12 protein-coding genes are annotated in these 15,532 nt (G+C 49.9%); all 12 read right to left on the bottom strand.

The annotated features are described in order from the left end of the window. Window positions 1-34 precede the first annotated feature (34 nt). Complete coding sequence (murG, locus tag E0698_RS13275; RefSeq protein ID WP_192511868.1) at window positions 35-1,144, bottom strand: undecaprenyldiphospho-muramoylpentapeptide beta-N-acetylglucosaminyltransferase; 1,110 nt, start codon at window positions 1,142-1,144, stop codon at window positions 35-37. A gap of 6 nt (window positions 1,145-1,150) precedes the next feature. Continuing rightward, complete coding sequence (spoVE, locus tag E0698_RS13280) at window positions 1,151-2,248, bottom strand: stage V sporulation protein E (protein ID WP_149093324.1); 1,098 nt, start codon at window positions 2,246-2,248, stop codon at window positions 1,151-1,153. Window positions 2,249-2,297: 49 nt separating this feature from the next. Further along, a complete protein-coding gene (gene murD, locus E0698_RS13285; protein WP_192511869.1) occupies window positions 2,298-3,719 on the bottom strand; it encodes a UDP-N-acetylmuramoyl-L-alanine--D-glutamate ligase in 1,422 nt (473 codons plus the stop codon). Between the two features lie 4 nt (window positions 3,720-3,723). Then, entirely contained in the window at window positions 3,724-4,692 is a 969-nt protein-coding gene (mraY, locus tag E0698_RS13290) for a phospho-N-acetylmuramoyl-pentapeptide-transferase (RefSeq protein ID WP_192511870.1), read from the bottom strand. A 22-nt stretch (window positions 4,693-4,714) separates the two neighbouring features. Next, window positions 4,715-6,118: a UDP-N-acetylmuramoyl-tripeptide--D-alanyl-D-alanine ligase gene (locus tag E0698_RS13295; RefSeq protein ID WP_192511909.1), complete on the bottom strand. Its 1,404-nt coding sequence runs from the start codon at window positions 6,116-6,118 to the stop codon at window positions 4,715-4,717. Beyond that, the gene (locus E0698_RS13300) at window positions 6,118-7,605 is read right to left on the bottom strand and encodes a UDP-N-acetylmuramoyl-L-alanyl-D-glutamate--2,6-diaminopimelate ligase (protein WP_192511871.1); all 1,488 of its coding nucleotides are present in this window, start codon (window positions 7,603-7,605) and stop codon (window positions 6,118-6,120) included. The genes E0698_RS13295 and E0698_RS13300 overlap by 1 nt, the downstream gene beginning before the upstream one ends. A gap of 56 nt (window positions 7,606-7,661) precedes the next feature. Further along, complete coding sequence (locus E0698_RS13305; protein WP_149093320.1) at window positions 7,662-9,578, bottom strand: stage V sporulation protein D; 1,917 nt, start codon at window positions 9,576-9,578, stop codon at window positions 7,662-7,664. Window positions 9,579-9,661: 83 nt separating this feature from the next. Further along, on the bottom strand, window positions 9,662-12,016 hold the full coding sequence (locus tag E0698_RS13310; protein WP_192511872.1) for a penicillin-binding transpeptidase domain-containing protein: 2,355 nt from the start codon (window positions 12,014-12,016) through the stop codon (window positions 9,662-9,664). Window positions 12,017-12,078: 62 nt separating this feature from the next. Beyond that, window positions 12,079-12,459, bottom strand: coding sequence for a hypothetical protein (locus E0698_RS13315; protein WP_025685739.1), 381 nt, complete (start codon window positions 12,457-12,459; stop codon window positions 12,079-12,081). A gap of 24 nt (window positions 12,460-12,483) precedes the next feature. Further along, window positions 12,484-13,434, bottom strand: a complete 951-nt coding sequence (rsmH, locus tag E0698_RS13320; protein ID WP_134913483.1) for a 16S rRNA (cytosine(1402)-N(4))-methyltransferase RsmH — start codon at window positions 13,432-13,434, stop codon at window positions 12,484-12,486. Between the two features lie 17 nt (window positions 13,435-13,451). Next, window positions 13,452-13,889 carry a division/cell wall cluster transcriptional repressor MraZ gene (gene mraZ, locus E0698_RS13325; protein WP_007431201.1) on the bottom strand — a complete coding sequence of 146 codons (438 nt, stop codon included), beginning with the start codon at window positions 13,887-13,889 and terminating at the stop codon, window positions 13,452-13,454. A gap of 335 nt (window positions 13,890-14,224) precedes the next feature. Beyond that, on the bottom strand, window positions 14,225-15,490 hold the full coding sequence (locus E0698_RS13330; RefSeq protein ID WP_192511873.1) for an adenosylhomocysteinase: 1,266 nt from the start codon (window positions 15,488-15,490) through the stop codon (window positions 14,225-14,227). Between the last annotated feature and the right edge of the window lie 42 nt (window positions 15,491-15,532).

Raw genomic sequence — 15,532 nt, forward strand, 5'->3', positions numbered from 1 at the left:
CGGTGTGTGACAACCGCCCAGTCTGCGCTGCGGTCTAACTTTTACGGGCAAGACGCTCCATTTCTTTTACTAAAATATCAGCTGAATCAGGCTTGCCAAGCGTAGACGCTGATTCAGCCATTCGGCTGCGCAATGCCTCATCCTCCATGATCCCCGCAATGGATTGAAACAAGGACGAACCGTTCAGGTCCTTCTCCACAATCATGACCGAAGCCCCTGCTTTTTCAAGTGTACGGGCATTGGCCTCCTGATGGTTGTTCGTCACATTGGGAGATGGAATCAAAATGGATGGAATACCCAATGATGTGATTTCAGCCAAAAAGGATGCGCCGGCGCGATTAACGATTAAAGAGGTACAAGCCAGCACCTCCGGCATATTGTGAATATAGGGAAGCACATGCAGATGATTGGGTAGTGAGCCGATCTGATCCCGTATGCTGTCCAACGTCTGCTCATAGTAAGATTCACCAGTCACATATACAAAATGGACGTCTTTCAGTTGCGAAAGTTGCGGAGCCATTGCAATCATGGCATCATTGATGGCCTTTGCTCCCCTGCTGCCACCGACCACAAGCACGACCGAGCTGTTCATTGGAACCCCGATGGTAGCAAAGCCCCGGTCCCGGTTAGCCTGACGTACCGTTGTAGCGCGCGGATTCCCGGTGTACAGTACATTTTTAGCTTTGGGGAAAGCTCCTTCCGAGCCCTCAAAGCTGACAGCCACCGTATCCACGTAACGACTCAGAAACGCATTGGTCAGGCCCGGAATTGCGTTTTGCTCATGAATAATGCTGGGTATCCCCAACTTGGAAGCTGCATAGACGACAGGGCCACATACATAACCCCCAGTGCCGATAACGATATCCGGCTTGAATTTTTTCAATAATGCTTTGGATCTGCGGACCCCCTTGAAGAAGCGCATAATCGTTTTTATATTTTCTACAGACAGGCTGCGACGGAATCCTGTAATATCAATAGCCTCGAATGGAATTTTTTCCTGAGGAACCAGCTTACTTTCCAGTCCCCGCTGACCGCCAATGTATAAAAATTCAGCGTCCGGATCAATCTCTTCGCACTGTCTGGCTACGGCGAGCGCCGGATAAATGTGTCCTCCGGTACCGCCGCCGCTCAACACGACGCGCATAAACGTTCACCTCGCATAACGTGATAAATTCAGTAAAATGCCCAGCGCTGTTAGCATCAACGTTAGAGAAGAGCCTCCGTAGCTGATTAAGGGCAGTGTTATTCCTGTCACCGGCATTAAGCCGATTACGACACCTATGTTAATGACCACCTGTACGGCAACCATTCCTACAATGCCCACAGCGAGCAAACTGCCGTAAGTATCCGGAATGGTGATAGCGACGCGCATTCCTCTCCACACGAGAACCAGAAAGAGCGCCAGCACCGTCATTCCACCGATAAAGCCAAGCTCCTCCGCCAAAATCGAAAAAATAAAGTCCGTCTGCGGCTCGGGAACATAGCTGTATTTCTGGCGGCTCATGCCAAGCCCCAAGCCTGCCAGCCCACCAGGTCCAATGGCGTACAGCGATTGAATAATCTGATAGCCTGCACCAAGCGGGTCGGACCATGGGTCCAGAAACGCAGTGATCCGCTGGAGCCGATAAGGCGCAGCCGCAATCAGTGCCGCAAATCCGACCGCTCCCGTTAATGCCAGCAGTCCCAAATGCTTCATACGTGCGCCTGCCGTAAATACGATCAGCATGGACGCCCCCATCATCACTGTGCCTGTACCCAAATCGGGCTGGAGCATAATCAGGCCAAAGGCCAGTCCCATGAGTCCAAGCGGGGGCAGCAGGCCGTGCATAAAGGAATTAATATCATAATCCGGGCGGCTGAGCCAGCGGGCGAGAAAAAGAATCATGCCCAGCTTCATAAACTCGGATGGCTGAATGCCAAAAGAACTGATACCGAGCCAGCTTCGTGCACCGCCTCTGACTACACCAATACCGGGAATGAGTACGGCAACCAGCAGAGCGAGACAGATCAGCAGTACGACCTTGGCATACTTCTGCCAGATCCGATAGTCCGTTCGGGCAGTAAAGTACATCGCTACAAGACCTAGCCCGGCGAACAGCAATTGCCGCTTCACAAAATAGTAGGAGTCCCCGTACTCGTGAAAAGCGAGGACGGCGCCCGCACTGTATACCATAACCATGCCGATGGCTAACAAGCTCAAAATACAGACGAAAAGCCATATATCCGGCGCTGGACGAGATTGCTTCATCAGGAGGCCACCCCTTGCATAAAAGTAGGGGCTTATCCAACCCCCCTACTTACAATTTATGCGCCGCCTCTTTAAAAATACGTCCACGCTCTTCATAGGACCGGAACATGTCCCAACTTGCGCACGCGGGTGAGAGCAATACAACATCTCCCGGCTCAGCAAGTTTAGCAGCCTTGTTCACAGCCTCCACGAGCGTAGCGGCGGCGTCCTCCCCATTATCGACGACCTCGATACGCTCTATTCCAGCCTGACGTGCCCGGTCTGCCAGCTTATGCCGAGTCTCGCCCAGCAGCACAACAGCCTTTACACCCTCCTGCAAGGACGGTACGAGCTCTGCATAATCCGAACCCCGGTCCAATCCTCCGGCAATCAATACAATAGGTTGCTTGAAGGAAGACAGCGCCATCATCGTCGCTTTGGAATTGGTTGCTTTAGAATTGTTGTAATAAGCTGCCCCGGCATGTTCTCCAACATATTCGAGCCGATGCTCCACTCCACGAAAAGCGCTTAGCGGTCCCGCCAATTCAGACGGCTCCGCACCTGCAGCAATAGCAATCGCGCAAGCAGCGAGGGCATTTTCCACATTAAAGCGGCCCGGAAGACCAATCTCGGCAACGCCTATAATCGGATGCACCACACCACTCGCATCGCGATATACGATGCTGCGTTCGATGTCATCCGTCACATCCGGTATGTATGGCGGGTCAGCGAACAACCCTTCCTGCAAACGTTCCGTCATTGAGAACGGGAGCAGCTTCGCTTTGATATAGGGCACAAGCTCCCGACAAACGGGATCATCCCAGTTCAATACCGCAGTATCAGCCGCCGTTTGATTGGCAAACAGACGCGCCTTGGACGCAACATAATCCTCCATGTCACCATGATAATCCAGATGGGTTTCAGCCACGTTCAGCAAGCAGGCTACAGCAGGTTTAAAATCCTTTGTTCCTTTTAACTGAAAACTGCTCAGCTCCACCACCATCCACTCGTCCGATCTGGCATCCACAGCGGCCTCACATAATGGCGTGCCGATATTACCAGCCACGATCGGCTTCATGCCGGATGCCTCTAACAGCTTACCTACCCAAGTGGTCGTGGTCGTTTTCCCATTCGAGCCTGTAATCCCGATCATCGGCGCTTTGCATAGATGATAGGCGACCTCGACCTCGGTCACGACCTCAATCCCCAGTTCGACAGCTTTCTGCACTGGCGGGGCCGTATAAGGAATACCCGGATTTTTGACAACCAGCTTCACTCCCGGATAAATTAGCCCTTCCGGGTGACTGCCGCATAAAACGGAAATTCCCAAAGCCTCTAATTCAGAAGCTTCGGGACATTGTTCCCTGTCTTTTTTATCATTGACTGTCAGCTTGGCCCCAGCCTGGTGCAGTACCTTGGCGACTTGCACGCCACTTTTGGCCAGGCCTATAATAACGACCTCTTGCTCTCGGTATGTGTCTGGATGATTCATTTGTCTACAACCCCTTGTTGAGATAAAGTCCGAGTCCTGCCAGCAGCAGTCCTACAGCCCAAAATGTAATAACTACGCGCCATTCGGACCAGCCGGACAGCTCGAAATGATGATGAATCGGGCTCATTTTAAAAATACGTTTGCCACGTGTTTTAAAGGAAGCTACTTGCAAAACTACGGACAGCATTTCAATTACAAATACACCACCAATAATAATGAACAAAATTTCGCTTTTGGTGACGATAGCGATGGCACCTATAGCGCCTCCAATTCCCAGCGAGCCTGTATCGCCCATAAATACCTTGGCCGGATGTGCGTTGTATACAAGAAAGCCAAGTACAGCACCAATCATGGCCGCTGAACAAACCGCAGCCGGAAGCGAGGTTGCTTGAATAGCTACGATGGCATAAGCACCGAAGGCAATCGCACTGGTACCGGACAGCAGCCCGTCCAGCCCATCTGTGAAGTTGACGGCGTTGCTAATCGCCAGCATCATAATGACGATGAACGGATAATAGAACCAGCCACTCCAATCAAACGACCAGGAAGTTCCCGGAATTCCAATGGCAGTGCTGTGATCGTTACTCATCAGAAGCCAGCACATGATTCCACTGAACAGCAATTGCCCGAATAGCTTTTGACGGGCTGTTAGTCCAAGCGAACGCTTGAATACAATTTTGATATAGTCGTCCAGGAAGCCAATCAGCCCAAAACCCAGCGTAGCAACCAGCAGGACGTAAAAATCCGTATTTTTAATCGCCGAAAACTTAAGAAAGGTCAGCGTAAAAGCCACCAGAATAACGATTCCACCCATAGTAGGCGTACCCGTCTTTTTAAGATGGCTTTGTGGCCCGTCATCCCGGACCTGCTGGCCGAATTTCATTCGCCGCAGCAGCGGAATGAGTATTGGAGCGGCAATGACCGCCAGTATAAACGATACGACGATCGTCAGCAGTAATAATTGAATATCCATGGGAGTCTCCCTCTCGTCAACATCAGTTCTGTAGTGGACCGTTTTTCAGCGCATCCACAATTTCTTCCAGTCGCATCCCTCGGGATGCCTTTACCAGCACGATATCATCGGCACGGAGGTAAGCTTGCAGGTCTTGGATCAGCTTTTGCTTACCTTCATAAGCATGTACGTCATCAGACGGCATGGACGCTTGCGCCCCATGCGCAATGGACGTGCCCAACACACCGTAGGTGAACAGCACGTCTACGTCATGTTTCGCTGCAAAAAGCCCAATTTCCTCGTGGAATTGCTTTTCCTCGGGACCCAGCTCTAGCATATCACCCAGAACGGCGATTTTACGTCCCTTCGTTTCGTAACCGGATAACGTCTGAATTGCAGCTTTCATTGAAGCCGGACTGGCGTTATAAGCATCGTTCAGCACGGTAAGCCCATTGGTGCAGCTCACGACCTCAATGCGCATGCCTGTCAACTTCAAAGCCGACAGCCCTTCGCGCACATGGTCTGCATCCACCCCAAAATGACGCGCTACCGCCAGTGCTGCCAAACCGTTCACAACATTGTGCTGACCAAGCAATGGAAGCCGGAAAGCATCCTTGTCGGATTGGGCCGTCGTGAACAAACTGCCTTCTCCATCCGTAGTTATTCCAGTTGGATAATCATCGTTATCCGCAGACATACCGAACGTGAACAGCTTCAAACCGTCAGGCTTAACCGTTTCGGGCTCCGCGAGCACTTGCGGCAATAGCGGTTCATCTCCATTGTAAATCAGCAAGCCTCCGGGTTTGAGACCGCTGACGATTTCCAGCTTTGCACGTGCTATTTCCACACGGGAACCGAGCTGGAGCAAATGCGATTCGCCAATGTTCGTAATGACCGCTACATCAGGCTGGGCAATATCCGTCAGCAGGCGAATTTCCCCGCGTCCGCTCATGCCCATCTCCAAAATCAGGATGTCCGTATCCTGCGGCATGGACAGCACCGTTAAAGGCAGACCGATGTGGTTGTTATAATTCCCTTCGGTTTTGTGTACTTTAAAGGTCGTACCCAACAGAGCGTTGACGATGTCTTTTGTCGTCGTTTTGCCATTGCTTCCGGTAATCCCTACGACAGGTACACCCGTCTCCCGCAAATATGCGGCCGCAAGACGCTGGAGGGCCACCAAGGTATCCTCTACTTCAATCGCATTCCCTGCCGGAGGTGCACCGTGATCCTTTTGCCATAAAAAAGCAGCTGCGCCTTCTCCGCTCACAATCTGCTGCACATAATCATGTCCGTCAAACCGTTCACCCGTGAGTGGAACGAACAGCCCCTGGGACTGCGGCTTGCGTGAATCTGTAAAAACGCCCTCAACCATTCGTTCGGCGTCCGCCTCTATGTGAAGTGTTCCCTCGCTCATGGAGGCGATTTGACCGATTGTTCTTTTCATCACTTGGATAAACCCCTTATCGCTTCTTTGGCTACGATGCGGTCATCGAATTCATGCACCGTTTTTCCGATCAACTGGTAGGTCTCATGACCTTTTCCCGCAATCAATACTACATCGTCAGGGCTTGCCATTTCAACAGCTTTATGAATAGCAGCTCTACGATCTGTAATCAGCTCGTAACGTTCTGCGGGTATACCTTCATCAATCAGCCCTTGCTCAATGTCTTTCAAAATAGCTTCCGGGTCCTCTGTCCGCGGATTATCCGAGGTAATAAAAGCATGATCGCTGTATTGAGCAGCAATTTTTCCCATCAAAGGACGTTTTGTACGATCCCGGTCCCCGCCGCACCCGAATACACACCATACTTTGCCAACTGCAAACTCCTTAACGGTGCGGAGCACATTCTCCAGTCCATCCGGTGTATGGGCATAGTCCACGATAACTGCAAATGGCTGACCTTCGTCTACAGGCTCTACCCGTCCGTCTACGCCTGCTATGGACTCCAAGCTGTGCTTAATATCAGGCAGAGACACTCCTTCCAATAAAGCGGCTGTAACGGCTGCCAAAGCGTTATACACATTGAACTTGCCCACCATGCGCAGCTCAATATCGGTATCTCCTTTAAAAGTAGAGATATGGAAGGATGTGCCCTTGGCACCTACAGCGATATGGGATGCCTGCACATCCGACTCCTTTTCCACGCCGTATGTAATCACTTGGGCCGCAGTGATAGCCTGAAAATAGGAGGAGGCCGGGTCATCCGCATTCAGAACAGCATATTTACTGTCCGACGCATCCCGCGAAAAGGTATTTCCCAACCGAGAAAACAACAATCCTTTGGCCGCACGGTACTCCTCCATCGTATTATGGTAGTCCAGATGATCCTGCGTCAGGTTCGTAAAAATAGCGGTGCGAAAATCAGTTCCTTTCACGCGCCCTTGCTCCAGTGCATGTGAAGATACCTCCATCGCACAGCATTGGACCCCTTGCTCCGCCATATTTCCAAGATAGCGTTGCAGCTCTACCGCCTCGGGTGTGGTACCGGACATAGGGTAGGACTGACCACCGTAACGCATTTGAATCGTTCCGATCAGTCCAGTGTTCATTCCGGCATCGTTCAAGATTTTTTCAATTAGATAAGTTATAGTTGTTTTGCCATTGGTTCCGGTTATGCCAATCATGCGCATACGGCGGCTCGGTGAATCAAACATATAATCAGCCAAAACCGCCATTGCGTACCGGGCATCCTTGACTATAAGTTGTGGTACAGGTACATTCAATTCCCGTTCCACAACCAAAGCCGCCGCTCCGGACGCAACTGCCTGCTGTGCATAATCGTGTCCGTCAACTGTAAAACCGGGCAGACACAAAAATAAATCTCCCTGCTGTACCCGGCGTGAGTCCGCCCCGATTCCTCGGCAGTCCACTGTACCGTCCCCCACAATGCGGGAGGCGGCCAGCAGTGAAGCCAATTGTTGAAGCTGCATCTTTCATTCCTCCATTGCTCTCTCGTTAATCTTAGTATGGGTATAAAAAGAACCTATCAATCCCCCATATATATACGGATTGTTGATCCCCGCTCCAGCCGGGAGCCTGGCTTTGGTGCCTGACTGACCACCGTCTTGCCTGACCCGGATTTTACGAGCATAAAGTTCATATTCATATCTTCGTATAAATCAGCCACAGTAGCACCTACCAAATCCGGCACCGTATCAATTCGGTTTTCCCCGTACTTGTATTCCTTGGCAATCTGATTGGTGCGAGGTGGAATTTTCAGAGCAAGCAGCGAATCCCGCAAAATATTTTGCACGATTGGCGCAGCGACCACCCCGCCGAATTGAATGCCCTTCGGGTTATCCACAGCGGTATAGACGACAATTTGCGGATCATCCGCCGGGGCAAAACCGATAAAGGATACAATATGCTCCGAGGAAGAGTAACGTCCGTTGATCACCTTTTGCGCTGTACCTGTTTTGCCACCCACCCGGTAACCCTCAATAAAAGCGGGACGGCCTGTGCCTTTGGCTACGACGCTCTCCAGCGCTTCCCTTACCTGTCGGGAGGTATCCTCTGAAATGACTCTGCGCACCAGTTCAGGCTCTACTTTTTCCAGCACCTTCCCTGTCTCTGGGCGAATCCAGCCTTTGGTAATGTGCGGTTTATACAGATTGCCGCCATTGATCGCAGCAGACACGGCCGTCACCTGCTGAATCGGAGTCACAGATACCCCTTGGCCAAAAGCGGTTGTCGCCAGCTCTACCGGTCCTACCTGGGGTAACTTAAATAAGATACCATTTGCTTCACCAATCATGTCAATGCCCGTTTTACTGCCAAACCCGAAATTGCGAATATACTTGAAAAGCGATTCCTTACCCAGACGCTGACCCAGCGTTACAAAGCCTGGATTACAGGAATTTTCCACGACTTGAAGGAAAGTCTGGCTACCGTGGCCGCCTTTTTTCCAACAGCGCAGGCGGGCCCCGCCAACTTCAATGTACCCCGGGTCGAAAAAGCGATCGTTTTTGAGATCGACCTTCTTCTCCTCCAATGCAGCAGCCAAAGTAATAATCTTAAAAGTGGAGCCTGGCTCGTATGTCATCCAAATCGGCAGATTTCTATTGTAAATTTCAGGTGCATATTGTTTGTATAGCGCCGGCTCATAGCCTGGTCGCCCGGCCATACCCAAGATTTCCCCATTTTTGGGGTTCATTGCGATGGCCAACGCGGAATTAGCCTGGAATTTGACCATGGCCTGGTCAAGCTCCCGCTCCATGATAGACTGTACAGACTTATCAATGGTCAGTTGCAAGTTCAGACCATCCTTGGGTTCAACGTACTTCTCAGAAGAGCCGGGCATCAGACGACCGCCTGCATCGGATAGATAAGCAATGCTTCCGTCAATACCGCGAAGCTTGCTATTATTCTTTTTCTCTACACCTGTCAACCCCTGATTGTCAATTCCCGTAAACCCGAGAATATGAGCCGCCAAATCGCCATAAGGATAATAACGTTTGTTGTCTTCAGCAACAACGATACCCGGCAGCTTCAAATCACGAATTTGCTGCGCTTTCTCCATCGTAATTTTTCGTCCGCCGGGCTGAAGTTTTTGGCTTGCTGTTCGTTTGGTAATCAGTTTGAGCACTTTATCCTCGCTCATATCTAGCAAGGGCGCCAGCCTGCGCGCCGTTTCTTCCGGCTCCTTGATCTGCACCGGTATCGCCATGACTGTCGGCGAAGTGACATTATAGGTCAGCGCCGTACCTTGCCGATCCAAAATTTCGCCGCGTTTGGCGGCAAAAGGTATATTTCGGCGCCACGATTCCTCAGCCTTGGCCGAGAGTTCGCCCCCTTTACCCAATTGAACATAGGCGAGCCGGACTGACAAGGCTGCAAACAGTACAAACAATCCCAGCAGCCCCCATACCAGCCTGCGCCGCATGGTCACGTTAGATTTCTTCAAACGCACTCCCCTCCGTTCCTCCAAATACTCATGACATGTCTTACCTCATGAATATTCAAAAAAACGGACGTTAGAACAAGCTATCAGTTATCCTCGCCTTTAATCGCAGCCGCGCTTTTTTCATCGGCTACAGCGGAGACCCCACCCTTGGAAGTATCCCCGTTAAAGCTGGTACTCACAGTGGTATCGGTTTTTGTATCGGTATTCGTTTTCGCTGTACTGCCTGTTTGGTTAGTTGCTACGCCAGTAGTCGAGTCCGGTGTTTCCTCCGGCTTTACTCCGGTCACGGTTTCTTTGGCCGGCTGGAGCGTCACACTGACGATTCGCTTGCCACTCACCATTTGTGCCTTTTGCGAGACAACATAACCTTCGCCGCTTACCTGAACGCCCACCTTCATGAGCGTCAACACTTGCAGCGTGTCACGCAACGAGACACCTGTAAAGTCGGGAATGGTCATGTTGGCACTATCCTCGGTCAGCAAATAAATGCGTTGTCCCGGCTTCATTTTAACGCCTGCCTCCGGGTACTGACGGACAATTTTGGAGCCTTTGCCAACCGTTTCATAGGCAATCCCCTGTTTGAGCAATGCGTTTTGTGCATCCTTCTTCACCTGACCGGTTAATTTTGGCACCGTCGGCAAATTCACCGTTTTCACAGCAGCACTATCTGATTTATTATTCGCTTTGGCCCCCGTTTTGGGAACCCCCATGTATTGCAGCGACTGGGATACGATTTTCTTGAACACAGGGGCTGCTGCCGTACCGCCACCTACCGATTTGTTAGGTTCGTCCATAACAATCAGAACAGCTATTTTCGGATCATTCACGGGTGCAAAGCCGATAAAGGACACGACATCCTTCGAATGGTCATACACTTTGCCCACGACTTTCGTCGCCGTACCTGTTTTACCAGCAACACGGTACCCGTCAATATAAGCAAGACGCCCGGTTCCAATTTCTTGGTCAGACACGACCTGCTCCAGATAGCTGCTGGTCTGTAGGGCCGATTCCTGCGAAATCACCTGGCGGACTTCCTTCGGTTGAATCGTCTGTACTTCCCCTGTATCCGGGTTCGTAATTTCCTTCACCAGATGAGGTTGCATTAGCTTACCACCGTTAGCAATGGCCGAGATAGCCGCTACCTGCTGGATTGGCGTTACCTGAACACGTCCGTGTCCATATGCAGCCGTTGCGACTTCGGATTTGTATTGGGTGTGGAACGTAATGGCCCCGCTAGACTCACTCGGAAGATCAATACCTGTTTTGACACCAAATCCGAAGTTGTTGATATATTTCTTCAGCCTTTCGCCGCCCAGCTTATACAGCCCCAGATGGACGAAACCGACGTTACTTGAACGCTTAACCCCTTGAAGATAGGTTAACGTTCCCCAATTTCGACTCACGTCACGAATATCCCATCCCCCAACTCGGATCATACCAGACTGATAGGTTTCATTTGGGTTGAATACCTTTTCCTGAACTGCCGCAGCCAAGGTTACAATCTTAAACGTAGAGCCTGGCTCATAAATGGACTGAGTTGCATTATTGCGGAAAAAATCCATTGACGATGTGCTCCCGTATGTATTGGGATTAAAATTAGGATAACTCGCCATACCGAGAACGTCCATCGTTTTGGGATCTGCCGCTACAACCGTCATCGTTTTCGGATTGTATGTTGCAATAGCTTCCTGCATAGCGTCTTCTATATAATACTGAATCGTGTCATCAATCGTCAGCTTTAAATTCTTACCATTTTGTGCCGGTTCATAATTGCTCTCCGATCCCTGAAGAGGAACTCCCTTTAGATCCCGCTGATAAAGTAGCTTTCCGGCCGTGCCCGAGAGCTCTTTATTATAATAGGCTTCCAATCCCATGCCTGCTGTACCGTCTTTCCGGTAATAGCCAAGAACATGAGAAGCCAGCTTATTTTCCGGATAATAGCGTTTGGATTCCTGAACCGTGTCCACAGCTCCAATCACTTTGTACTTATCCTTTAAATATTCTTTGAACGTATCCACCTGTACCTTGACCTCAGGATCTACCTTCCAGCCTCCATTACGGATCTCGCGGTTTTTTAAATAGTTTCCCTTCTTGTCCTTGGCCGAGAGATGCTTTCTCAGTTCGTCCTCAGGTGTTTTGAGCAGCTGATGCAGTTTGGCTACGACCTCGTTTTCCAGATCATATTCCTGAATGATGCTTGGGTTGACCACTACCGTATAGGCAGGGGCATCTGTAGCCAGTACATTTCCTTTACGATCCGTAATCGTTCCGCGCTTGGGCTGGATCACCTGGTCTCTTTCCACCTGCGTAACTACCTGATTATGCCAGTATTCCCCGCTCACGACCTGAATCCAAAATACCTTAAGTAACAGAACAAGAAAAAAGAGGGTAATACATCCCCCTATCAGCAGTGTGCGAAGCTTTATTCTTTTGACCATAGCTCAACCTCTCTGCAAAAAAATGTACGTCAGAGCATAGCTTAATGCTATGCCCTAACTAACTAGTTGGCAGCCTGCTTTTCCACACGAATGGGCTCTCTAGTCGGCTCGATATATCCCTGTTCCTTTGCCGTAGGTACAATCTGATTTTCCAGCCGTTCCTTCTGAATCTTCAGTTGGGCGATATTGGTCTGTAATTTGGAAATGTCCTTGCTCGCTGTATTAATCGAATAATTGATTTGATAAATGTGCGCGTATCTGCCAATCAGCATACCAGCAATGACAATGCACGTTACAAGTGTCAAAAGATACAGCAGCTTTTCCCGAATCGGCAGCTCTCTACGGCGTGTAACGACTTTAGTGGTTTCACGATACCGTTGTTGCTGAACCTGTTCCTGACGGGCTCTTTCTTTTACAGCCAAATTACCGCGTGTATAAGCCATGTCGCCTCTCCTTCTCCATTAAATTTACAATTTTTCGGCAACTCTCAGCTTGGCTGACCGGGACCGTGGATTAAGCTCCAATTCCTGCTCTGACGCCACAATCGGCTTACGATTCACCAGCTTCAGATCCCCTATCATTTTGTCCTCCAAAATAGGCAAATCAGATGGATAGATGCTTTTCGCCAAATACTCCTTGAAAATATGCTTGCATATCCGATCCTCCAGAGAATGGAACGTAATAACCGAAATTCTGCCCCCTGGAGCCAGACATTTTACTGCCTGATGCAAAGTATCTTCCAGTGCACCCAACTCATCATTCACAGCGATTCGCAAAGCCTGAAAGCTGCGTTTGGCCGGATGTCCCCCGGTTCTGCGTGCCGCAGCCGGAATTCCTTCTTTGATAATATCGACAAGTTCCCCTGTTGTGTGAATTGGCTTGTTTTTTCGACGTTCAACCATAATCTTCGCGATCCGGCGTGAAAACTTCTCTTCTCCGTAATGAAACAAAATACGCGCAATCTCTGCTTCAGACCATTCATTGACAATCTCGTTAGCCGTCAGCGAGCTACTCTGATCCATCCGCATATCTAGCGGCGCATCATGATTGTAGCTGAATCCCCGTTCCCCCTCATCGAACTGGGGCGAGGACACACCCAGATCGAACAAAATACCCTGGACCTGCGGGACGCCGTCTTTTTCGGGCAATCCCAGTTCAGCCAGCCTGTCCTGCAGGTGGCGAAAGTTGGATTTCACCAATGAAATCTTTCCTTCGTAGGCCGACAGCTTCTCACGCGCATTGTTCAATGCCCAGTCATCCTGATCAAAGGCTATCAGCCTTCCCTCAGGGCCAAGCTGTGACGCAATGACGGAACTGTGTCCTGCCCCTCCCAACGTGCAGTCCACATAGATCCCGTCCTGCCTGATGTTTAGTGCCTGTGTTGCTTCTTCCTTGAGTACGGTAATGTGGTGAAACAAACGGCTGACCTCCTAAATTACAATTCAAAGTTGAAATCAACCAATTTCTCAGCAATGTCGTTAAATGCTTCTTCTGATTGGCTGAAATATTGCTCCCAAGTGTGCTTGCTCCAAATCTCTACCCGGGTGGACACTCCCAATACGACGCACTCTTTGGTAAGCTTAGCGTATTCGCACAAATTCCCCGGTAAATTTACCCTGCCCTGTTTGTCCAATTCGCATTCAGTCGCGCCCGAGAAAAAAAACCGGGTAAACGCCCGCGCATCGGCCTTCATCAAAGGCAGTGCTTTAAGTTTTTTCTCCATGACAGCCCACTCATCCATGGGATACACGAAGAGGCATTGGTCCAGCCCGCGGGTAACTACGAACGAGGCACCGAGAAGTTCACGAAACTTGGCCGGAACAGTAAGCCGACCCTTCTCATCAATGCTATGTTGGAACTCCCCCATAAACATTGGTTTCGTCACCCCTTACCCCATTCTCCCACTTTGGCCCACTTTCCACCACCTAAGCATAATAGATTCGCTTTAAAAAATCAAAGACCTTCTTTACATTTCCAAAAAGTAATAAACAACAAATCCGTACGGTGATGTCTATTATTGTTGCCACGTATCGTAACACGCCAAAAAGCCCCTTTTTCCATGAAGACGAACTCCCGACAATATGCATCAGGTTTCGAAACAACATGAAAATAAAGGGCCTAGTCTCATTCATCATACCATCCTATACAAACACCTGTGTTACACGTTAAAACCTTTGAACCCGGCCAACGTGACCGGCAATGCTCAAGTTATGCATTCCAGCTATCCAGATAGACCTTTTGGTCTTCTGTTAAAGAATCAATCTTGATTCCCAGGCTATCGAGCTTGAAGCGGGCTACCTGCTCATCAATTTCATAAGGTACATTAATTACAGCTTTACCCAACTCATTATAACGATCGTTCACATATTTCAAGCCAAGCGCCTGAAGTGCAAATGTGGTATCCATAATTTCCGCAGGATGACCATCCGCCGCAGCCAAATTCACGAGGCGTCCTTCTGCCAGCAAATACATTTTACGTCCATCCTTGAAGCGGTACTCCTCAATGTTGCGACGCACCGTCCGAATGGATTCGGAACGTTTGGCAAGCTCAGGCTTACTAACCTCCACATCAAAATGCCCCGCATTACACAGCACAGCCCCGTCCTTCATGACATCAAAGTGCTCTCCGGTAATTACGGCTTTGTTGCCAGTCACCGTAATGAAAAAGTCACCCAGCTTGGCTGCTTCCACCATTGGCAACACATGGAAACCATCCATATGCGCTTCTACTGCCTTGATTGGATCAACTTCGGTTACGACCACGTTGGCTCCCAGCCCTTTCGCACGCATCGCAACCCCTTTACCACACCAGCCATAACCCACTACGACGACTGTGCTGCCTGCCACAACCAGGTTGGTTGTGCGAATAATACCGTCGAATGCTGACTGCCCAGTACCATAACGATTGTCGAACAAATATTTGCAGTAAGCATCGTTAACGGCCACCATCGGGAAGTGGAGTTGACCCTCTTTTTCGAGCGCCTTCAAGCGGATAATTCCGGTTGTCGTTTCCTCAGCTCCACCACGGATGGTAGAAATCAGATCAGGTCGTTCGGATTGCAACAGAGTAACCAGGTCGCCTCCGTCATCAATAATAAGGTCCGGCTTCGTTTCCAGCGCCTTAATTTGCAAGCTTTTAAACTCAGCCGGGTCCGGATTGTATTTAGCCAATACCGTAACTCCATCTTCAACCAATGCTGCACAAACATCATCCTGTGTGGACAATGGATTACTACCCGTAATCGTGACCTCAGCCCCGCCCGCCTGTACTACTTTAGCCAGATAGGCCGTTTTGGCCTCCAGATGTAGACAAATAGTTACCTTCAGACCCTTAAAAGGCTGCTCCTGCTCGAACTGTTGACGTATACGGTTCAAAACCGGCATATGGGCTTCCACCCAATCAATTTTCAGATGGCCCTCAGGTGCCAGTTTAATATCGTAAACGATGCTGTTTTGCAAAGAATGCGAAGTCATATTTTATTCCTCCTTCATATTGGTTGTTGCTTTTAGCATGCT

It is taken from the genome of Paenibacillus sp. 23TSA30-6 (assembly GCF_014858585.1).
Classification (GTDB): domain Bacteria; phylum Bacillota; class Bacilli; order Paenibacillales; family Paenibacillaceae; genus Paenibacillus.

Coding starts and splice junctions, on each gene's coding strand:
- murG (WP_192511868.1), bottom strand. CDS start 1,144: ATGCGCGTCGTGTTGAGCGGCGGCGGTACCGGAGGACACATTTATCCG.
- spoVE (WP_149093324.1), bottom strand. CDS start 2,248: ATGAAGCAATCTCGTCCAGCGCCGGATATATGGCTTTTCGTCTGTATT.
- murD (WP_192511869.1), bottom strand. CDS start 3,719: ATGAATCATCCAGACACATACCGAGAGCAAGAGGTCGTTATTATAGGC.
- mraY (WP_192511870.1), bottom strand. CDS start 4,692: ATGGATATTCAATTATTACTGCTGACGATCGTCGTATCGTTTATACTG.
- E0698_RS13295 (WP_192511909.1), bottom strand. CDS start 6,118: ATGAAAAGAACAATCGGTCAAATCGCCTCCATGAGCGAGGGAACACTT.
- E0698_RS13300 (WP_192511871.1), bottom strand. CDS start 7,605: ATGCAGCTTCAACAATTGGCTTCACTGCTGGCCGCCTCCCGCATTGTG.
- E0698_RS13310 (WP_192511872.1), bottom strand. CDS start 12,016: ATGGTCAAAAGAATAAAGCTTCGCACACTGCTGATAGGGGGATGTATT.
- E0698_RS13315 (WP_025685739.1), bottom strand. CDS start 12,459: ATGGCTTATACACGCGGTAATTTGGCTGTAAAAGAAAGAGCCCGTCAG.
- mraZ (WP_007431201.1), bottom strand. CDS start 13,889: ATGTTTATGGGGGAGTTCCAACATAGCATTGATGAGAAGGGTCGGCTT.
- E0698_RS13330 (WP_192511873.1), bottom strand. CDS start 15,490: ATGACTTCGCATTCTTTGCAAAACAGCATCGTTTACGATATTAAACTG.